17 protein-coding genes are annotated in these 19843 nt (G+C 31.3%); 3 read left to right on the top strand and 14 right to left on the bottom strand.

From position 1 onward, the window contains the following. Positions 1-477: 477 nt before the first annotated feature. The 7 genes from ACZ267_RS00005 to ACZ267_RS00035 form a co-directional block, all read right to left on the bottom strand. The gene (locus tag ACZ267_RS00005; protein WP_002466519.1) at positions 478-1542 is read right to left on the bottom strand and encodes an Mrp/NBP35 family ATP-binding protein; all 1065 of its coding nucleotides are present in this window, start codon (positions 1540-1542) and stop codon (positions 478-480) included. Between the two features lie 146 nt (positions 1543-1688). Further along, positions 1689-3131 carry an MDR family MFS transporter gene (locus tag ACZ267_RS00010; RefSeq protein WP_002466479.1) on the bottom strand — a complete coding sequence of 481 codons (1443 nt, stop codon included), beginning with the start codon at positions 3129-3131 and terminating at the stop codon, positions 1689-1691. 75 nt (positions 3132-3206) lie between these two features. Further along, a complete protein-coding gene (locus ACZ267_RS00015) occupies positions 3207-3674 on the bottom strand; it encodes a SepA family multidrug efflux transporter (protein ID WP_002466494.1) in 468 nt (155 codons plus the stop codon). 119 nt (positions 3675-3793) lie between these two features. Continuing rightward, entirely contained in the window at positions 3794-5131 is a 1338-nt protein-coding gene (gene sdrM / locus ACZ267_RS00020; protein WP_079449206.1) for a multidrug efflux MFS transporter SdrM, read from the bottom strand. 226 nt (positions 5132-5357) lie between these two features. Further along, positions 5358-6041 carry a PAQR family membrane homeostasis protein TrhA gene (trhA, locus tag ACZ267_RS00025; protein ID WP_002466495.1) on the bottom strand — a complete coding sequence of 228 codons (684 nt, stop codon included), beginning with the start codon at positions 6039-6041 and terminating at the stop codon, positions 5358-5360. An 18-nt stretch (positions 6042-6059) separates the two neighbouring features. Then, the gene (locus ACZ267_RS00030; RefSeq protein WP_015364806.1) at positions 6060-7247 is read right to left on the bottom strand and encodes a UTP--glucose-1-phosphate uridylyltransferase; all 1188 of its coding nucleotides are present in this window, start codon (positions 7245-7247) and stop codon (positions 6060-6062) included. Between the two features lie 66 nt (positions 7248-7313). Next, positions 7314-7835, bottom strand: coding sequence for a metal-dependent hydrolase (locus ACZ267_RS00035; protein WP_002466485.1), 522 nt, complete (start codon positions 7833-7835; stop codon positions 7314-7316). 197 nt (positions 7836-8032) lie between these two features. On the opposite strand from ACZ267_RS00035, the gene ACZ267_RS00040 reads away from it, so the two are divergent. Together ACZ267_RS00040 and ACZ267_RS00045 are read left to right on the top strand one after the other, a co-directional pair. Beyond that, positions 8033-8293 (top strand): SunI/YnzG family protein, encoded by a 261-nt coding sequence (locus tag ACZ267_RS00040; RefSeq protein WP_002450471.1) that lies wholly within the window; start codon positions 8033-8035, stop codon positions 8291-8293. Between the two features lie 160 nt (positions 8294-8453). After that, complete coding sequence (locus ACZ267_RS00045; RefSeq protein WP_079449205.1) at positions 8454-8777, top strand: heme oxygenase; 324 nt, start codon at positions 8454-8456, stop codon at positions 8775-8777. An 81-nt stretch (positions 8778-8858) separates the two neighbouring features. On the opposite strand, the gene ACZ267_RS00050 is transcribed toward ACZ267_RS00045, so the two are convergent. The 7 genes from ACZ267_RS00050 to ACZ267_RS00080 all read right to left on the bottom strand — a co-directional run bounded on the left by ACZ267_RS00050 (position 8859) and on the right by ACZ267_RS00080 (position 17775). Continuing rightward, the gene (locus ACZ267_RS00050; protein ID WP_015364805.1) at positions 8859-10229 is read right to left on the bottom strand and encodes a YjiH family protein; all 1371 of its coding nucleotides are present in this window, start codon (positions 10227-10229) and stop codon (positions 8859-8861) included. Between the two features lie 281 nt (positions 10230-10510). After that, a complete protein-coding gene (locus tag ACZ267_RS00055; protein ID WP_019236015.1) occupies positions 10511-11476 on the bottom strand; it encodes a FecCD family ABC transporter permease in 966 nt (321 codons plus the stop codon). Beyond that, positions 11473-12504 carry a FecCD family ABC transporter permease gene (locus tag ACZ267_RS00060; RefSeq protein WP_079449204.1) on the bottom strand — a complete coding sequence of 344 codons (1032 nt, stop codon included), beginning with the start codon at positions 12502-12504 and terminating at the stop codon, positions 11473-11475. Before ACZ267_RS00060 ends, ACZ267_RS00055 begins: the two co-directional genes overlap by 4 nt. Before the next feature lie 11 nt (positions 12505-12515). Continuing rightward, positions 12516-13523 (bottom strand): ABC transporter substrate-binding protein, encoded by a 1008-nt coding sequence (locus ACZ267_RS00065; RefSeq protein WP_002466489.1) that lies wholly within the window; start codon positions 13521-13523, stop codon positions 12516-12518. 238 nt (positions 13524-13761) lie between these two features. Continuing rightward, positions 13762-14841, bottom strand: coding sequence for an alanine racemase (locus ACZ267_RS00070; protein ID WP_002466487.1), 1080 nt, complete (start codon positions 14839-14841; stop codon positions 13762-13764). Positions 14842-14845: 4 nt separating this feature from the next. Further along, positions 14846-16603 (bottom strand): IucA/IucC family protein, encoded by a 1758-nt coding sequence (locus ACZ267_RS00075; RefSeq protein WP_002466481.1) that lies wholly within the window; start codon positions 16601-16603, stop codon positions 14846-14848. Further along, positions 16600-17775, bottom strand: a complete 1176-nt coding sequence (locus tag ACZ267_RS00080; RefSeq protein ID WP_002466514.1) for an MFS transporter — start codon at positions 17773-17775, stop codon at positions 16600-16602. The genes ACZ267_RS00075 and ACZ267_RS00080 overlap by 4 nt, the downstream gene beginning before the upstream one ends. A 102-nt stretch (positions 17776-17877) precedes the next feature. Between ACZ267_RS00080 and ACZ267_RS00085 the strand changes: the two genes are divergently transcribed. Then, positions 17878-19833, top strand: coding sequence for an IucA/IucC family protein (locus tag ACZ267_RS00085; RefSeq protein WP_079449203.1), 1956 nt, complete (start codon positions 17878-17880; stop codon positions 19831-19833). Positions 19834-19843: the final 10 nt, after the last annotated feature.

The following is a 19843-nucleotide window of genomic DNA, read 5'->3' on the forward strand; positions in this document are numbered from 1 at the left end:
AGCGTTCATCCTGAGCCAGGATCAAACTCTCCATAAAAAATTATGATGTTTGATTAGCTCATAAAACTAAATTAATTGTTGTAACTTTCGTTACATTATTGGAATTAACGTTGACATATTGTCATTCAGTTTTCAATGTTCATTTGATACAATCTTCATCATTATATAACTTCTTTAACTCGAAGTCAATATTTAATTAAGATTACTTTAATAAGTTTAATAGATTTATTTTCGCTTTGCAATAGTAAGTTTTACACTTTCTTAACAAAGTTTTATTAAACTTAACTTGTCGTTTTTGACGACTTTTATATAATATCAATTTTATCTTTTGAAGTCAACAATGAAATCAAACTTTTTTTAAATTGATATTTTCGAGTTGAATAACTCACAAGAAATTATTCTAACAGGATTTTTCTAAAATGCAATAGAAAAAGCGTATAAAATTAAAGTTAATTTTATACGCCAAATCACTTTTTGTTACTTTTGTGTAGTTGCGATTACTTTTTGAGCAATTGTCTGATAGATTTTACCTAATCTATCTTCAGGTTGATAGATGGACGGAGAAAAGTCTGTAGGGTTCCATGTTGGTTGTTCTAATGGCAATTCGCCGAATAATTGAGTTTCTAACTCATCTGCTAATTTCGTTCCGCCACCTTTACCAAATACATACTCTTTATTGCCAGTCTCTTTACTTTCGAAATAACTCATGTTTTCAATAACACCTAAAATTGAATGTTCTGTATGTTTTGCCATAGCCCCTGCTCTTGCAGCGACGAATGCTGCGGTTGGATGAGGTGTAGTGACAATAATTTCTTTACTAGAAGGTAGCATTGAATGAACATCTAGCGCAACATCACCTGTACCTGGAGGTAAGTCTAATAATAAGTAATCTAGATCACCCCATTTTACTTCAGTGAAAAAGTTAGTTAGCATTTTACCTAACATTGGTCCTCTCCAAATGACTGGTGCATTTTCTTCAACAAAAAATGCCATAGAAATTACTTTAACACCATATCTTTCAACCGGGATAACTTCTTTTCCTTCGATACCAGGTTTTTCATCAATGCCCATCATATCTGGTACACTAAATCCATAAATATCAGCATCTACTAGCCCTACTTTTTTTCCTTCTCTAGCTAAAGCAACTGCTAGATTAACTGCAACAGTTGATTTACCCACGCCACCTTTACCTGATGCGATTGCAATAAATTCAACAGGATTATTTTTTGATAATAATCCTTCTATTGTTTTAGGCTTTTCAGTGCCTTTACCTCTATATTGTTCAACTGTACCTTCAGGTAATTCTTCAAATCTGATACCTACTGTTTTTGCACCATTTTCTTTTAGCGTTTTAACTACAGCCATTTGTAGGTCTAGTTGAGGTTGCCCACCTAATTGTGCCATAGCAATTTTTACACTCACATGTTCAATTTCTTCTTTAATAGAAACATCCACTATTCCTTCAGTCTCTTTTAAAGGAACATCAATAATTGGATCTTTTATTTCTCCAACTAATTCTTTGACTTGATTTACCGTTAACAAAGTAAATCCCCCTTATTTATATTATCTCAACTAAATAACTAAAGTGTGCTATTACCTAGTCTATCTTTTTTAGTATAAGACTTTTTATGTAATAAAAAAAGAAGTTAGCTTTAAATTAATAGCTAACTTCTAAGAATTAATTGTATTTAAACTTCTCTAATATTTTTATTCTTATTTCTAGGTTCTTTGATAAATAATGCGAAACTAAATGCAACAACTACAAATAAAGTAACTAACGCAAATGACACATCTACACCTGCAGCAACGGTTTGTCGTTGTATCATTTCTTTACTTCCAGATGTAGCTATTGTAGATCCTAACCATTTTGATCCCATACTCATAAATGTGACCATTAAAGCTGTTCCTAAAGATCCAGCCATGACACGTCCGAAGTTCATAATGGCTGTGCCATGGGAAATGTTCTTATTTTCTAACGCGTTAATACCAGCTGTATTAATAGGCATCATTAATAAAGAAACTGCAAACATTCTTATCGCATATATTATAATTAAATACATATAAGATGTGTCTGCTTTTAAGAAACATAATAAAAATGTACATATCGTTAAGATAGTAAAGCCAGAAATGATAAGTGGTCTTGGGCCGTATTTATCATAAAAACTACCTGTAAACACAGACATTAATCCATTAATTATTGCACCTGGCATAATAACTAAACCTGATAATAATGCAGATAGTGCTAAAGCATTTTGTACATACAATGGAATTAATAATGCAGGTCCAACCATGGACATCATCACTATCATTGAAGTTATGGTACTAAAACAAAAAGTTCTCGTCTTAAATACTTTTAAATTAAGTAATGGATTAGATATTGTTAATTGTCGTCTAATAAATATTAATATAATTATCAGACTTATGATTAATGTACCAATGATAATTGGATTACCGAAGCCTAAACTACCCGCACTACTGAATGCATATAACATCATACCGAATCCAATTGTAGAATATAATATAGAACGTTTGTCAAGCTTAGTTTGCTTAGTTTCATTATAGCTTGAAATAAATATAAAACCGAAGATGAGTGCGATTAATGCGATACCAACAATGATGATGAATGGCACCCTCCAACTAACATGGTCAATAATTAAGCCTGTGAATGTAGGACCAATCGCTGGTGCAAATTGAATCACTAAACCTGCTAATCCCATTGCAAACCCACGTCTTTCCCTAGAAAACAGAGTAAACAATGTAAATTGCATTAGTGGCATTAGTACACCTGCCCCCATAGCTTGAATAACTCTCGCAGTCATCAACACACCAAAATTAGGTGCTATGGCTGCTACAATCGATCCAATTAAAAAGGTACCCATTGCAGATAAGTATAATGGTCTCGTTTTAACTCGGTCCATTAAATAAGCAGTTAACGGAATCATAACACCATTAACTAACATAAATCCCGTTATCAACCACTGAGATGTACTTTCATCTATTTTTAACTCTCTCATAATATGAGGTAAGGCTGTATTCAATAATGTTTGGTTTAAAATAGCTACAAAAGCACTAATTAGCATTACAGAAACAATTAAATTCCTTCGTCTTTTACTAATTTCTATATTGCTCATGAACATAATCTCCTTTATTTGATAATAGTACTTCATTCAAACAAATTAAGAAAAACGATTCAAATTTAGTGCTCATTACTTTTTGTTATTTAAATTTGTGCTATCTGGATAGAAAATTTCTTTACAAATATATAAGAATCCAATAATTACCATAATCACCCAAAACTTAATATCAATATATGTGTAATGGACATGTATTATAAAATAAAACAATATTGTAGTAACTGAATAACCAATTAAATGATAAGTAATTCCTTGGAAATATGGATTTTGTGGCAAACGTTTTCTAAAGTAATCCATAAGATGTTCAACTGCGAATAAAGTGAAGTATCCTAAAACAATATAACTACCATAATAGAAAATATTGTCGTAAAAGCTTTTATTATAGCCAAAATATCCTAATTTAAAATATATTAAAATCCTACTTAAGCCATATAATCCAAATCCTAAAAACATCAAAAAAATCGTTCCTGATATAATAAAAATAGTAAGAACAATAAGTGTAGATATTAAATTGTACATCTTATTTCTAAAAAACTTCATTACACTTATCCTCCTCCTATTTTGAATACATTAAGTATTTTACCATTAATCGATGACCTTATAAAATTATAAAAACGCCCACAATAAATGTAGGCGTTCAAACGAATTGTTAAGTTTGATTAGTTAGTCACCGGTTTGTTCTTATAAATGAAACTCCATAATGCAACTAATACAATTGCAATAATAATTGCTAAACCTAGTACATTATGCAAATTGCTACCGAACCAACCTGCTTTCATAGCATACATATAACCCATAACCGTTGATCCAATTGAAGACCCTAAGTTTTTAGTCAATGCGTAAAATGACATCATTTTTTTCATTTGATGTGGAGATGTTTCCTCTTGCACAATGACACTATCTTTTGTATATACAAACCCAAAACTCAAGCCAGCAAGAATAACGCTAAATGCTATAAGTAAAGGGGTTTTTATACCGAAAATAATAATGATACTTCCAATGATTAGGAAGGTAAATGCGCCAATATATAATGCTTTTCTTGAAAACTTCGCTTCTAATTTAGCTAGGTTAAAGTTTAAGATTATCCATGCTACAGATAATGGAAAAATAACAAATCCACTTTGAAGCGGTGATAAACCGATTTGTTCTTGTAGATATACTGGAATATATAAATTGAAGCCCATTAAACAAATGGCAATGAGTAAATCTGTAATAAATACTAAGGCAATGGATTTATTAAATTCTACCACTGGTAAAAATAGGTGATCAGTTGTTTTTTCAACTTTATATAAAATATACCCTATCAATAATGCAAGTAATAGTGATAAAACATTCAATAAAACTTGATTTTGATTAAGCAAGCTAAACATTAATAAACCAATAAATACATAAAATAAACTTAAACCTTTTACATCAAAGTTTGTCTTAGATATGATTTCTTCCTCTGGAAAATGGAATGTAAAAATGACTAATATAATCGCAATAATGGCAATCGGAATATTAATGAAGAAAAGCCAATGCCAAGTTGCTATTTCAAGTATACCTCCACCTAAAAGTGGACCTATAATACTTGATACACCCCAAACACTTCCTACTATGCCCATGATTTTATATCTTAATGGGATTTCAAATGCAAGTTTAGGAACAATTTGTGATAACGACATCATCACACCAGCACCAAATCCTTGAATGACTCTAGATATAATGAGCATCATAAAAGTTTCACTTGTACCTGACATAAAACTACCTATTGCAAATAAAACTAACCCTGTGATAGCGATATATATAATTTTAAATCGCGACATTAGTTCACCAACAATCGGGTTTGCTATAACTAAAGCAATAAAATATGCTGTAAATACTAAAGAAATAAAGCTTCCAGCATTTAAATCTTGACGAATGGTCGGCATTGCTAGTGAAATAATTGATGCTTCAATCGCAGCCATAAACATTATCAAAATTAATGCTAATACCGTTATCATCGATTTTAATCTCATTTAGTTGTCCTCCAACTTAATTTTTCTTACAACTCAATCTATATTATAGACTTTCATTTAATAAAACAATCATTAATTAGTATGACTTTTCGTTTTGTTATATTTTATTTCATCTTTCCAACTGTAATTGTAAATAAACGCTTTATTTAATTGATTCCTAATTAATTTATAAAAAAGGTAACTAGAGACATGATTGTAAAATCTCTAGCTACCTTTAGTTTTTCATCTAAGACATAAAAAATAATATGCCTATTAAATGGAAAAATGAAGCAATTAAAATAAATATATGCCATATCATATGAAAATATGGTCGGTTCTTTTGTGCATAAAACCAAGCACCAATAGTATATGATAAACCACCTAATACAATAAATAGTATAAATAACCATGATGTTCTTAAAATGATAATAGGTGCAAATATAACACCTACCCAACCCATAACTAAATATACTATTAGACTTAGCTTATGATTGACATGAGTGGCGATTGACTTATATAAAATCCCCCACACAGTTGTCCCCCATAATAGAATAAACACAGTCCAACCTAACCAACCACCAACTACATTTAACAATATTGGTGTATATGTACCTGATATCGCAACATATATCATACTATGGTCTATAATTCGCAATACATATTTTTGTACTGTATGATTCGCCATTGCATGATAGACCGTTGATGATATGAACATCAAAAATAAACTAATGACAAATATTGAAATACTTGTCGATAACAATGCCCCATGCTTATTAAAACTATGCACTGCAGCGTATGGTAATATAACCATTGTACAAAATGATGCAAAGCCATGCGTGACAGTATTTCCAACTTCCTCACCAAATGACAAAGGCATGATATCTTTAAAAGAACTATGATTTGATTCAATATGTTGTTCTGTGTTTGACATACTCTGGACCACCTTAGTTTAAATCATTCCCATTCGTTTCAAATCAGCTGTTGCCGTTTCTACACTGTCTTTTCCTTCTTTATTTTTCAATGGTGAAAACTCTTCTTCTCTAGGTACTTGTAACGTAATAAAACTAGTACCATAACGGAAGATATCAAAATAGAATAACTCGAATTTAAGTGTTGGTCGTTCAACTACTCCAAAGTCTTCATCTAGTTGTTTTAAATTTTTAATTGCTAAGTGATATGGTAATTCCCTATCAACTGCACTCATAATAAATCCTAATTTAAATGCATGAATACCGATGTTTGCATTATCAAATTGATTTGCAACATTAGGATCTAGTTCAGAATACTCAAGAACTGTATCTTTGCTATCTTTATTTACAAGTCTACCGACACTTTCACCTTGCTTAGGTTGTATTGTCTTAGACGTAATATCTTTATTGTTGGAAACTGTAAATCCTGCAAACATAGGATCTAAAACTTTAACTAAAACATTATCAATATTATTTAAAAATATATATTTAACATTATCTTGTTTCATTTTATCAAGGTAGCCAGCTTTTTTAAGTGATTTAAAGATACCGCCATTACCGTTTGGTGTCTCCATAATATGACCCGCTTCATTTAATACAAGTTGGCCTTCTTCACTTAATGCAACGATATTATCTTGTTTAAAGAAATGTATTTTATCTATATCATAATTAAAATATTGATGTTGTTCAAAATAAGCTAAAGTAGCTTCATGATTGGTATCACTAGTCATGATATACCAATCCATTGTATGTCCTGTTTCTTTCTTCAATGCCATCAATTGACGCGCTTGTAATTCAAACAAACTTACGCCTTCTATTTCAAATGATCCTTTTGGACCTGAATACCCTAATCTAGTCCCTTGACCACCAGCCATTAATACGACTGCAAACTGGCCATTTCTTATTGCTTCAATACCTTGATTTCTATATTCATCTTTCACTTGTTCATCAAGTTCAGACTTTACAGTATATTTAACTTCCGATACATCTGATGTATCATCAATGGTTTGTCTATTAACATATAAGTTTTTATACATTTCTTGAATTTCTTCTAAATCTAATGATTCAAGTTTATCTTCAAGCGCGTGCTTTTCATTACTACTCATCAATTTTTCATATTCGTATAAATGTTGTTGATTAAATTTCTCTAATTTATTTTTCTCTAACATTAATTTGTCTCCTTATGTAAATTATAATTTCACTCGATTGTATATTCGAATTTATGTATCTTGTTTTTAATATTGCGTAAATATGTATCCCCAATGATGTATGATATCATTTACTTCACTTTGAAAAAACACATAAATAGCTCCAACTGTTAAAGCAGTTGCAAGTGATAAATCTACAAGTCCACCTGTTTTAAAATTCAACGGTGTTTTAATTGTTATTGGCAATGGATACAATAATTTAACCCCTTTAGGTGTTACCATATCTAGTATAACATGTGAAATCAATCCTATGATAATTGCTACTTCATAATATATAGGTGCCTCTATGATATGAAGTAAAAATCCAATGATTCCTATAAATAGCAATGAATGGGTAAATGTCCGATGACCAAATAACAGTCGAATTAAAAAACTAAGTATTTTAAATTTCCTACCTATTTTACTTTGGGTATGACAAATATCAGGTAATAAACTAGAAATAACCGACAATACAATAACTGTCACTGATGAAAATAAATCTGTATGAAAATATTGAGTTGTTAGAGCACCTACTAATAAACCACAAGATGCATGTGTCTTTCCAGTCATAATTACCTCTCCTTTAATAGCAATATTTTATCATATTCTCCTTATTTATACGAACGTATTTTCGGTCTCTTCTATTTTTTAAATCATTATTAATTAGTATGACTTAATTTTAAAAAGTATCACATTATATCTTGAAAACGGTTACAAAATGATTTATGATATACTTACAAAATTAATTAAAGGATGTGTATTGGATCATGGCAATGACAGTAAAAAAAGATAATAATGAGGTTAGAATTCAATGGAGAGTAGCAGATATTAAAATTCCAACAAACGAAATTAAAAATATCTCTCAAGACCAAGATATTCACGCAGTACCTAACGTTGAAGGTAGAGAAGTTTCTAGAATCGGTTCTACATTCGGTAAAACAAATCGCGTTATTATCGATACAGATGACCATGAATACATTATTTATACTCAAAATGATCAAAAAGTATACAACGAATTAACAAAATAATCTTATTTTAATAGAGTTTTCATAAACTTTGAGACAATGATATTGCTAATAATCGCAATGCTCATTGTCTCTTTTTATTTTTAATAGTCCTAATGAAGGACTATAATTTAATTAGATAACATTTGACGAATAATTTAAATATATATAAGGAGTGATTTTAATGTTTGTTGTTACAAATCGCATTACTGTTAAACAAGGTTTCGCAGAAAAAATGGCACCAAGATTCACACAAGGTGGAAAAATTGAATCGCTAAAAGGATTTAATAAAATCGAAGTTTGGCAAGTCAATAACGAAGATGATGAAACTGAGGATATGTACGTTAATACATGGTGGGAAACTAAAGATGATTTCAATAACTGGGTAAAAAGCGATGCATTTAAAGAGGCGCATCAACGACCAAAAGATTCAAAAAGCGACGAACCATCTCCAGTTATTAAAAACCAAATCGTAAAAGCAAATGTACTATCTGTTTTAAATCCATAACAATATCAATATAGTTAGAATAGAAAAAAAGCCAAGATGTGCAGTTGTTAATACAACAAATAAGGCATCTTGGCTTATATATTATAAAAATAGATGTGCGATTAAAGTAATAATAGGTAATGTAATAATTGTTCTGATTAAGAAGATAACAAATAGTTTACCGATATTAACTGGTATTTTTGAACCTAAAATGACGCCGCCTACTTCTGATAAATATATTAATTGTGTAATACTCAATGCACCAATAACAAATCGAGTTAAATCACTATGTGCACTTTCAATTAATATAGATGGTAAAAACATATCTGCAAAACCAATTAAAATGGTTTGAGATGCGTGTGTAGCTTCAGGTATTTGTAAGAGTTGTAAAAATGGAACGAATGGTTTCCCAATTAATTCAAAGATTGGCGTATAGTTCGCAATTATAGTAGCAATCGTACCAATGCTCATCACTACAGGTAATATAACAAACCACATATCTACGACTGTTTTTAATCCGGCTTTAAAGAAGCCTTTCACACCTGGTGCTTTAATCCCTACTTCTGTAGCCATATCAAATCCATGACCAATTGCTGTTTTACCTTCAGGAAGTTGCTCTGTTCTTGCATCACTCGATACTTCTTTCGCATATTCATCTGGTATCTTATTCAAGGGCCATATTCTTGGCATGATAACCGCCGCAATTAAACATGAAATAATAACACTTAAATAGAATAAGAAAAATTGATCTTGCATTTTAACAGTATCTGCAATAATAATAGCAAAGGTAATAGAAACCACACTAAAAGTAGTTGAAATCACTGTTGCTTCCCTTCTTGAATAAAAACCTTCTTCATATTGACGACTAGTTATTAATACACCAACAGTACCATCTCCAATAAAAGATGCTAAATTATCAACTGTTGAACGGCCAGGTAATGTAAACAACGGTCGCATGACAGGTCTAAATAAAGGCCCTAACAACTCTAACAGGCCGTATTCCATAAGTAATGGTAAAAATAAAGCCGCAAATAAAAATACTGCTACTAAAGTTGGTAATAAACTAGAAAACACAAGACCACCAGTATCTTCTGAATATATCATTTTAGGTCCAACTTTAAGTAACGTCATCCATGCAAAGATTACTGCTAAAACCCTTAATATTATCCAACTTACATTCACATTAAACGCATTATATAATAATCCTTTTGGATCCAATTTATCTTTTAAAATCGTAGAACAAATGAGTGTTAAAATAGCTGATAAAGTTATAATCGTCACAATGATAAAAGGCATTGCTCCACCAACAATATCTTTCAGCCAATTAGCTAAAAATGCAACAGGTAGCGTCGTTTGCTTTTTACCATCTTGTTCTACTGGTATAGGAATTAAAAATAAAATAATGCCGATAAGTGACATCGTTATAAATTTAATTCGACCTTTAATGATTTCTTGCTTAGAATATCTATTCATCTTTCGTCATCCATTTCTTTCTATTTAAAAATACAATTATATATACTCAAATTACATTTATATTTGTTTCAAAACACTCTTTCATATATATACATTTTTATGAATAATTAAGTATTTAATACTATACGCGATTTACATTCAAAGTGCAATGGCTAAAAGTTAAATAATTTTATAAATATATAGTTACTCATTTAAATATTTTGTGACATGGAAAATGCACCAAGAAACACAATATCATGTATCTTGATGCATACAATGTCTATGAGTCGTATCACTAATTATTACATTTTTCTTAATAAGAATAAGAAGTAAGGTGCACCGATAATAGCAATAATGACACCTACTGGAATATCTAATGGCGGATGAATACCTCTCGCTAAACCATCACCAAATGTTAATAATATCGCTCCGATTAAACCTGACATTATTGCGACATGCATTGTTTTATGGCCAACTATTTGTCTTGCGATATGTGGTGAAATCAATCCTAAGAAACTAATACCACCAACAACTGAAATTGAAGCGCCTGCTAACATTACTGATAAGATGAGTAACACCATTTTTAATCTTTTAACTTTAGCACCTAATGCGACAGCGACGTTATCTCCCAATCCTAGGATATCCAATTGATGGCTCAACATTAAAATTATCGGAATAGTGATAATGAACCAAGGTAATATAGATAAGAAGTTTGAAATATTATGACCGTATAAACTACCAGTTAACCAAACAAGCGCATTATTAGCATCCATTGGATTGCGAATTAATAAAAACTGCACAATCGCCGTACATATTGCCCCTATTGCTAAACCAATTAAAGCTAAATTAGATCCTTTAACATCAAATTTAGAAATTAAAAAAGACAATATTAAACTAATCATTAACGCCCCAATAAACGAACCAATAGGTAATATCGCTAATGGTGCTGATGGAAATAGCATGATGATAATAACAGCAGCTAAACTGGCACCTTTAGAGATACCTATCACATCTGGAGAGGCAAGTGGATTTCGAACAACACCTTGGATAATTGCCCCAGATATCGCTAAACTGCTACCGATAATCAGTCCTAATAATGTTCTAGGGATTCTATATTCATTTAAAATAAAATTATCATGTGTGAAGATGCCTTTAATCGCCTCGATAGGATTCACGATTACTGAGCCAATACATAGGCTAAAAATGGCACTAATAACTAATAATATTGTAACAATACTATATCTAATCATATGCTTCTTCCTTGTCATACGCGTTTCACCTCTTTAACTGTGATAAATAAGAAGTAAAATGCACCTACGAAAGAAGTCACGATACCAACTGGAGATTCAAAAGGATGTGTGACAAGTCGTGATAAAACATCAGAAAATAATAATAAATCGGCACCAATTATAATAGTGAGTGGAATCATTAAGATATAATTATTTTTGATATAACGTTTTACAATATGAGGTACGATTAAGCCTACAAATCCTATTGGACCTGCGATTGAAACTGATAAACCCGCTAAAATAATGACTAATAATCCTAAGAGCATTCGAACAACTTGAATTTTTTGACCTAATCCTTTAGCAATATCGTCGCCTAGTTCCATTATTGTTAATTGACGTCCCATAAGCATTGTAACTATCATAGCCACAACTAACCATGGTGTAATAGCAATCACTTCTGGCCACTTAACACCTGACAATGAACCTACTAACCAAAACATCACTGATGAGTTGGAATCTTCATTTAACAATATTACTCCTTGAGTCATACTACTGAAGAATAGATGAATAGCCATACCTGCCAATGCTAATTTAACTGGTGTCATTGCCTTAGTTGAACCTGAAAGTGTATAGACCGTTAATCCACCTAAGAATGCACCAATCATTGCTAAAATCATGGAATAGCTTTCAAGTGAAGGTATCAGAACCGTTATTAATACAATAACGAAAGAAGCTCCAGCATTCACACCAAATATTTGTGGTGAGGCTAATGGGTTCCTCGTAATAGATTGCATTAATAAACCTGCAAGTGCCAATGCACCACCGATTAATAAACCTGCTAACATGCGTGGCATTCTAGAATTATGTATCAAGAATGTCTGTTTCGTATCAGTATGACCTGTTATATAATGAATGATATCTTTAAATTCAATATGAGAAGAACCAATCGCTAAATTTAAATAAATACAAATAAAAAGAAAGCACACACTCACAATATATGTGAGTGTAGTGCGTTTTCTTTTTTCTTGTAGTATAGCGGATTGACTACTTTGTTCCTTCATAGTCATAGTTTTCCACCTTACTTATCGTCTTTATTGTGATCCTTTTTAGAAATCTCAACTAATTCTTTCGCCATTTCTTCAGAAGAAATTAATCCACGAGCTCTAGCCCATAAATCACGATCTACAACGTCTACACGATCATTTTTAACAGCGTCAAGTTTTTTCCAGACTGGATCTTTTTGCATTTTCTTGAATGTTGGTTCATCTGGACTCGCTTTATCAGTCATAATAAACATACGACCTGGATTAACGTCAGACAATGTTTCTGAATTCATTTCTAAATAAGGACCTTTTAAGTATTTACTTAAACCTTTTGTAACATCTGGTGATAATGCTTCTTTAAATCCTAATTGTGTTAGGAATTGACCAACATATGATTCACTAGGATGTCCTAAGAAACTTGATTTTGCCGCTACAGCTGGTAATACTTTTTCATCTTTATCAAATTTGATGTCTTTTTTGTATTCAGCAATTTTCTTATCATGTTCTTTTAGACGTTTTTTACCTTCGTCTTCTTTACCTAATGCCTTAGAAATTGTTTTGAATGCATCGATATTATCATCATAGTTCCCATCGAAACTTTTTAGTTCGATCGTTGGTGCAATTTTGTTTAAATCTTTATAAATACCTTTATGTCTGTTGCTATCAGCAATAATTAAATCTGGTTTTAACTTACTAATCTCTTCTAAATTGGGTTGCTTACGAGCACCTACTGAAGTATAATTTCCGATTTTATCTCTTAAGGGTTTAATAATACGTTCTTTTTTATTATCATCTGCAACCCCTACAGGTTTAACATCTAACGCTGCTAATGCATCTACAAATGAATATTCAAGAACGACCACACGTTTAGGATGTTTAGGAACTTTAGTTGTTCCTTCAGCATGTTTAATTTCAACCCCATCTTTAGACGCTGATTTATTTTTAGAGTCGTCTGACCCATTATTACTTACGCTACCGCATGCAGTGACTAATACTAAAGCTAACATTAAGCCGAGTATGCTCAAAAACTTGATACCTTTCATTTTTCCACTCCTTAACTATGTATATGCTTACATATATAGTTTATTGATAACGATTCTCATTGTCAATATGATTTTTATAAATTTTATAATTAATATGAACCCTTCGAATACTTTTATCATATATAATGCGGAATGGTTTTATCATATATTTGAATTTTAAATTTCCAAGATATTAAAAAGGAGCACCTTACATTACTCTCAAAATTAATTGAGATCACTGATGTCGGTGCTCCGTTGATTAGATATTTGAATTTATATGATACGTTGAACAAAATGGCTCATTAAATGAATGAATCATCGTTTCAACTTTCGTATCAGTTACATATACTTTTTCTAGGTTTTTATTATACATCGAGCGAGATAATGCTTCATAACTCAATTGAAATTGTATTTTATTACCAATTTGATAATGATCTTGATTATTTAAATCGATCATTAAATGATCACTTGATGCACCAATAATTTGGATATCATTGGCTATCGGGCTTATATGAGTTGTATCCGTATCAATGTATCCTATATCAACTATCGCTTGCAAATATGACTGTTTCGTATGACTATTCATACGTGGTTTAATTTCTAATATTTCTGCTTCCAATACTATCGCATCTTGATACAAATGTGAAACGGGCTTGTCTGTAGTTGTATCGACGCCTCTAAATAATGTTTCACCAATTCGTAATTCATTTATTTTGCCTAAGTCATTATACATCGTTAGCGGTAGCATACTTGAGTTTCCACCCGATACAATTTTCATGCGATAACCTATTTCTCTCTCAATGGCACTAACAAATTTGTTAATCATAAAGACATCATCTTCGATTGGTGAACTTGATTTAAAACACATAAAATTAAATGACACACCAACAAGTTGAATATGGGATAAATTCAATATGGTTTCGATATATTTAACAACATCGTAAGTTAGAACACCCTCTCTACCGTCTTTCCAATCAACCATTAATATCACTTGATGTTTTATATTTAAATGTTGCGCTATACGATTCAGCTCAATAATAGTATTTAATTCGGTTTGAATACTGATTTGTGTATCTTTAATCATATTATCTAACTGTGATAATTGTGTTGATCGTAATATCGTGAATGAACAATCAAAATTAGTTAATTGTCTTATATTCTCTAATCGAGAATCTGCAAAATGTGTGATACCTAATTCAATTAATTTTTGAACAATTTGTAGGTCCCCTGCGATAGATTTAATGACAGGTGTAAATTGTATGTGTTTAGCATCTAAAATGGTTTGAAGTACTTTGGCATTGTATTGTATTTTGGATAAATTTATTTTTATATTTGCCATGTACTTACACCTCTTTTTTTATTGGATTTTCCAATTCTGTATTTAAATATTTCTTCACTTTATTTTCCATTCGCATACTTAATAATGCTTTAACTGAAATTGTTGGTCCAAATAAGACACGATGTAAAGCTTGAGCATGATTTTTATTGGCATCAATCGCCGCTTCAATTTCTTGTTGTACTATTTTAAATAATCTCTCTTCATTCACCATGTCATATTGATTAAAATGATGAATTAACTCTGCCAATTGATTTTGGACAACGGCATGTTGAAACTTACCTATTACTGCTTCAATTGAATCTGCAATTAAACTTTCATTCGTAATTTTAACATCTGGTAGCTTATGTTTTAATGTTTGTAAATCAATACGGGAACCACCTAAATCTCGGACTAAAAAGTTCATTTGATAATTAGGACCAAGATTTACGATGGTATTTTGCATATGTGCTTCTAAAGCAATACCGTAATCTTGAATATACGCTATTAATGGTCTTACTAATGTGCTTGTATATTGTCGAATAAATTGTTCTATCGATTCTGTAGTGAGCTCGTTATTTATCCATTTAATATAACTATCAACTATGACGTCATCATCAACCGGATTGCGATTCACTAGACTTGCGCTAACTATAGTTGATCCTTCTTGAGCTAACACTGGCTTTTCTCTAACAATACACGCTAATTGACGTGCTAAATCCGCGTCCACATCGACATACTCGCCAAATGGCTCAGCAGACACTTTTAATTCAGGATAAATATTCAACATATCTTGCAGTGCATAACTTAATTTAGGACCATCAACCGTTGTCACAGTAGATACTGTTCGTACAGCACTTGTCGCTTGTACATTTACAGGTAATTTTATATGAAATGGATGATGCAATAACTCCATTGTTCTAAAAGACAATGTGGCTTTAGATTCGACTGTAAACGGTGTTGGAATTAATATTTTCTCACTAATCCATGTTTTAAAACGTTCACCAATCACATGATCATATTGCCATGGATGTACAAAGATCGCCCGATAATTATTCATTTCTAAATCGAGCGGTTTTAGAAATGATTGTAATTTATCCTTAAGTTCTGGAATAACTTGATTAACGATATACTGTTCATCATTTTCCATTGATGTTGTCCTTATATGTGAAGATGAAACTAACATAATATGTAATGGAATAATTTTTTCAAATTCTGGTGCATAGCGACGTATTTCCTCTGATGTTAATGGCAACTTGGTCTTAGTTAAAGGATGTGTAGGATGACCTTCTAAAACTAAACTTTCAGAGTAACTTAAATCGTTTGTAGTACCATTATCTTTGATATGTTGCAACCATGTAAAAAAATTAATCGTGTCTGGTAGCATTGAAAATGTCATACTTTGATGAATTAATGATGTTCTATTATTAAATTGTTTATATGATTCTACAAAGCTATCCCTACTATGGATAAGCTCATGATATAAACGCTCAGATATTTCAATATCAAAAGCATCATTCAATATGTTAAGTAAACTTTCTAAACTTGTAATTTGAATGCGTTCATCACCACATTGATATGTGAATGGTCCATCAAATACATATCTTTCTAACATACTTTTTCTTAAAACATAGGCAGTTAGAACTCGTCCATGATATTGTATTTCTATTTTATCTGTTGATTGATTTATTTTTGCGTCCTCAGGACATATTCGTTCTTTTACAATTGCATTTAACATTCTATGTTGAATATTTTTATCTGCAAGTAACCACTCATTGCGTGTCATTGTGAAATTCCTCCAATTTTATGAACTCGTTGCATTAAGTAAAATATGATCGAAATGGCTACTGTACTTATTCCCATAATTAAAAATGTATTTAATACGCCAAATTTGTCAGCAAAGAAACTCATAATTAAACTTCCTAACGGTATCATGCCTCGGTCCATCATTACAATACTTAATACCTTACCCCTTTCATAATCTTTAACACTATTTTGGAAATAAACGCGATTTGTTGTTCTCGCCCATTGGCTAAATAATCCAATTAAAGTAATACAGATAAACATCATTACTAAATTATGAACAATGATACCTAATAAGGCGATACCAAAAAGTAATGAACTAAGATAATACATTTTAACAGCATCGATATGATCTAGAATTTTAGGTAATATCACAGTAGCGATAATGCCACCAATAGCACAACAAGTCATTGCAATACCAAATATTTCAGATTGTCCGGGAAAAACATGATTAGTTAAGACCGGTAATATTGTTGTATATGAAAAACCGGTTGCCATAATTAGAAGTGAAGTAAAGAAAATCTTACTACCTTCTAAATTGCGTTTGAAATAATCCAACACTACTTTTAATGACATCTCTTTTTGGTGTTCCCCCAAATCAGTTGCTTGAATATGTATTGGTAAACATAAAGCTACCGCTATGAGATAACAAATAGCCTGAGCTAAAAATGTCGTTGGTGCATGATAAACTGCTAAAATAACACCTGCAATGGCTGGACCAATAGAACGACATATATTAATAATAAATGAGTGAAATGATACTGCTTGTGTTGTTGTGATTTTATCAGATAAATCTGGTAAGACTGCTTGTCTTACTGGTGTTTCAACAGCACTTAGCATTCCTCGTAATGTCGCATAGATTAATACAATATATACAGGAATTTGATTAAATGAGTACGTCATCACACACAGTATTGCTGTAACTAAAAATGATGAAGAGATTGTAATACGCAGTAAATTTCCTTTATCATATTTATCAGCTATAGAACCTGCCCATACACTTAGTAACAAAATGGGTACGAGCCGGCAAAAATTAACTAAACCTAAATAAACTGCGTTATGATATGTAGTAAGTACAAACCAGTTTAACCCGATTTGCCCAATCCAATTCCCTAAAAACAGTAGAAATGAACTGGAAAAGAAAAATTTAGCCATAAATTTCACCTGTCTTTTTAATTGATAATAATAATCATTATCATTAATATGGATTATACAAATCTTATTAATTTTTGTAAAATATTTTTTTAGAGGTGAATTATGAATTTAATTAAAAACACAAAAGAACATAATTTAAAACTGACCAAAGATGAGCAAAATGCTTATCAATTTTTAAGTCAATCTCATCCAGAATGGTCGCAATACTTTATTGAAAATATAAATATTGGTCGCGATAAAGTGACACAAAGATTAGTCACATCAATACATAGAGAAAATCTGGTACACGGCAAAGATCATAGTAGAATATTAAAAAGTAAAGATATCGAAGCTTTGTCCATCCATCGACCTGAAGTTTTAGAAATAGAATTTAAAGCATCACATAAAAAGTTATATGCACCTATAAGTTGTCAACACGCATTTAATCGTGTAGATGTTGAAGGTCCTTTTTATTATCAATCTATAAATGATTCATCTTTTTATCGAGTAGAACATCCGAATGATATATTAGAATGGGTTTTAATTGAAGCACCGGAGTTAGATAACGAGGCTAGCGATCAATTTAAAGATGATTTAACAAATAGCGCAGCAAATATGATATTTGCTATTAGTTATCAAGCCTATAGCATGAAAGGTGAGTCACAACCTTTGTTTGATATTATTAAAAATCATAATGATAGCTATTTACGTTCAGAACAAGCTGTTATCGAAGGTCACCCTCTACATCCAGGTGCAAAATTAAGAAAAGGTATGGATTCAAGTGAGACATTTAAATATTCTCCTGAATTTGCTCAACCCATTGATTTGAAAATTATTTTGATACATCATCAATTTAGTAAAGTGCAATCATTAGATAAATCTTATAATGATACGATCAACCAACTTTTCCCTAGTATGTATCAACAACTTTTGGATGAAATAAAACAATATGATGATATCAATATAGATGATTATCATGTCATGATAGTACATCCTTGGCAGTATGATGAAGTGCTCGATCGAGATTATAGTAAAGAACTAGATCAACATATGATCATTAAGACTCAATGTACATTACCGTATTATGCTGGATTATCTTTTAGAACATTGATGCCAAAAGCGCCAAATGAAGATCCTCATATTAAGTTATCAACTAATGTGCATATTACTGGAGAGATTAGAACATTATCGGAGCAAACCACACATAATGGCCCGTTAGTGACCCACATTTTAAATCAAATATTAGTTAATGATACGACATTCAAACCATATGCATCATCGGTCATTGATGAAGTTGCTGGTATCCATTTTTATAATGAAAACGACCTAGACCCAATACAAACTGAGCGTAGTGAACAATTAGGTACTTTATTTAGAACCAATATTAACACTCATCTCAAGCAAAATGGTTTAACTTCAATGATTCCATCTAGTCTAGTCGCTCAATATCCATATCACCCTGAGCCACCAATAGTGTCATTAATTAAGTTATACCAAAGTCACCATAAATTCACTTCATACGATGAAGCTGCTCTAACGTGGATGAAAGATTATAGTCATGCCCTATTAGGCTTAGTTGTACCGTTATTAACGAAGTACGGAATTGCACTTGAAGCACATTTGCAGAACGCAATTGTACATTTTAACGAAGATGGTTCATTAAATCATTTATATGTGAGAGACTTTGAAGGATTAAGAATCGATCAAGCAAGATTAAATGATATGGGTTATGCTACAGACCAATTTCACGAGAAATCACGCATTTTAACAGAATCTAAAGTTTCTGTTTTCAATAAAGCTTTTTATTCAACCGTTCAAAATCATTTAGGCGAATTAATCTTAACCATTGTACAATCAGCTGATCATAAGAATTTAGAAGATATAATTTGGAACGATATAGCAAACATCATTCACCAAATATTAGATACAATGACCGATGTTCCTAATGAAAGAATCTCTGAAATTCAAAATGTAATGTTTGCTAAAACAATTGATTATAAATGCGTAACTACCATGCGCTTAGAAGATGAAGCACACGAATACACATATATTAAAGTAAATAATCCCTTACATTCTTAATACTAAAACG

Source organism: Staphylococcus sp. AC872, from assembly GCF_979255425.1.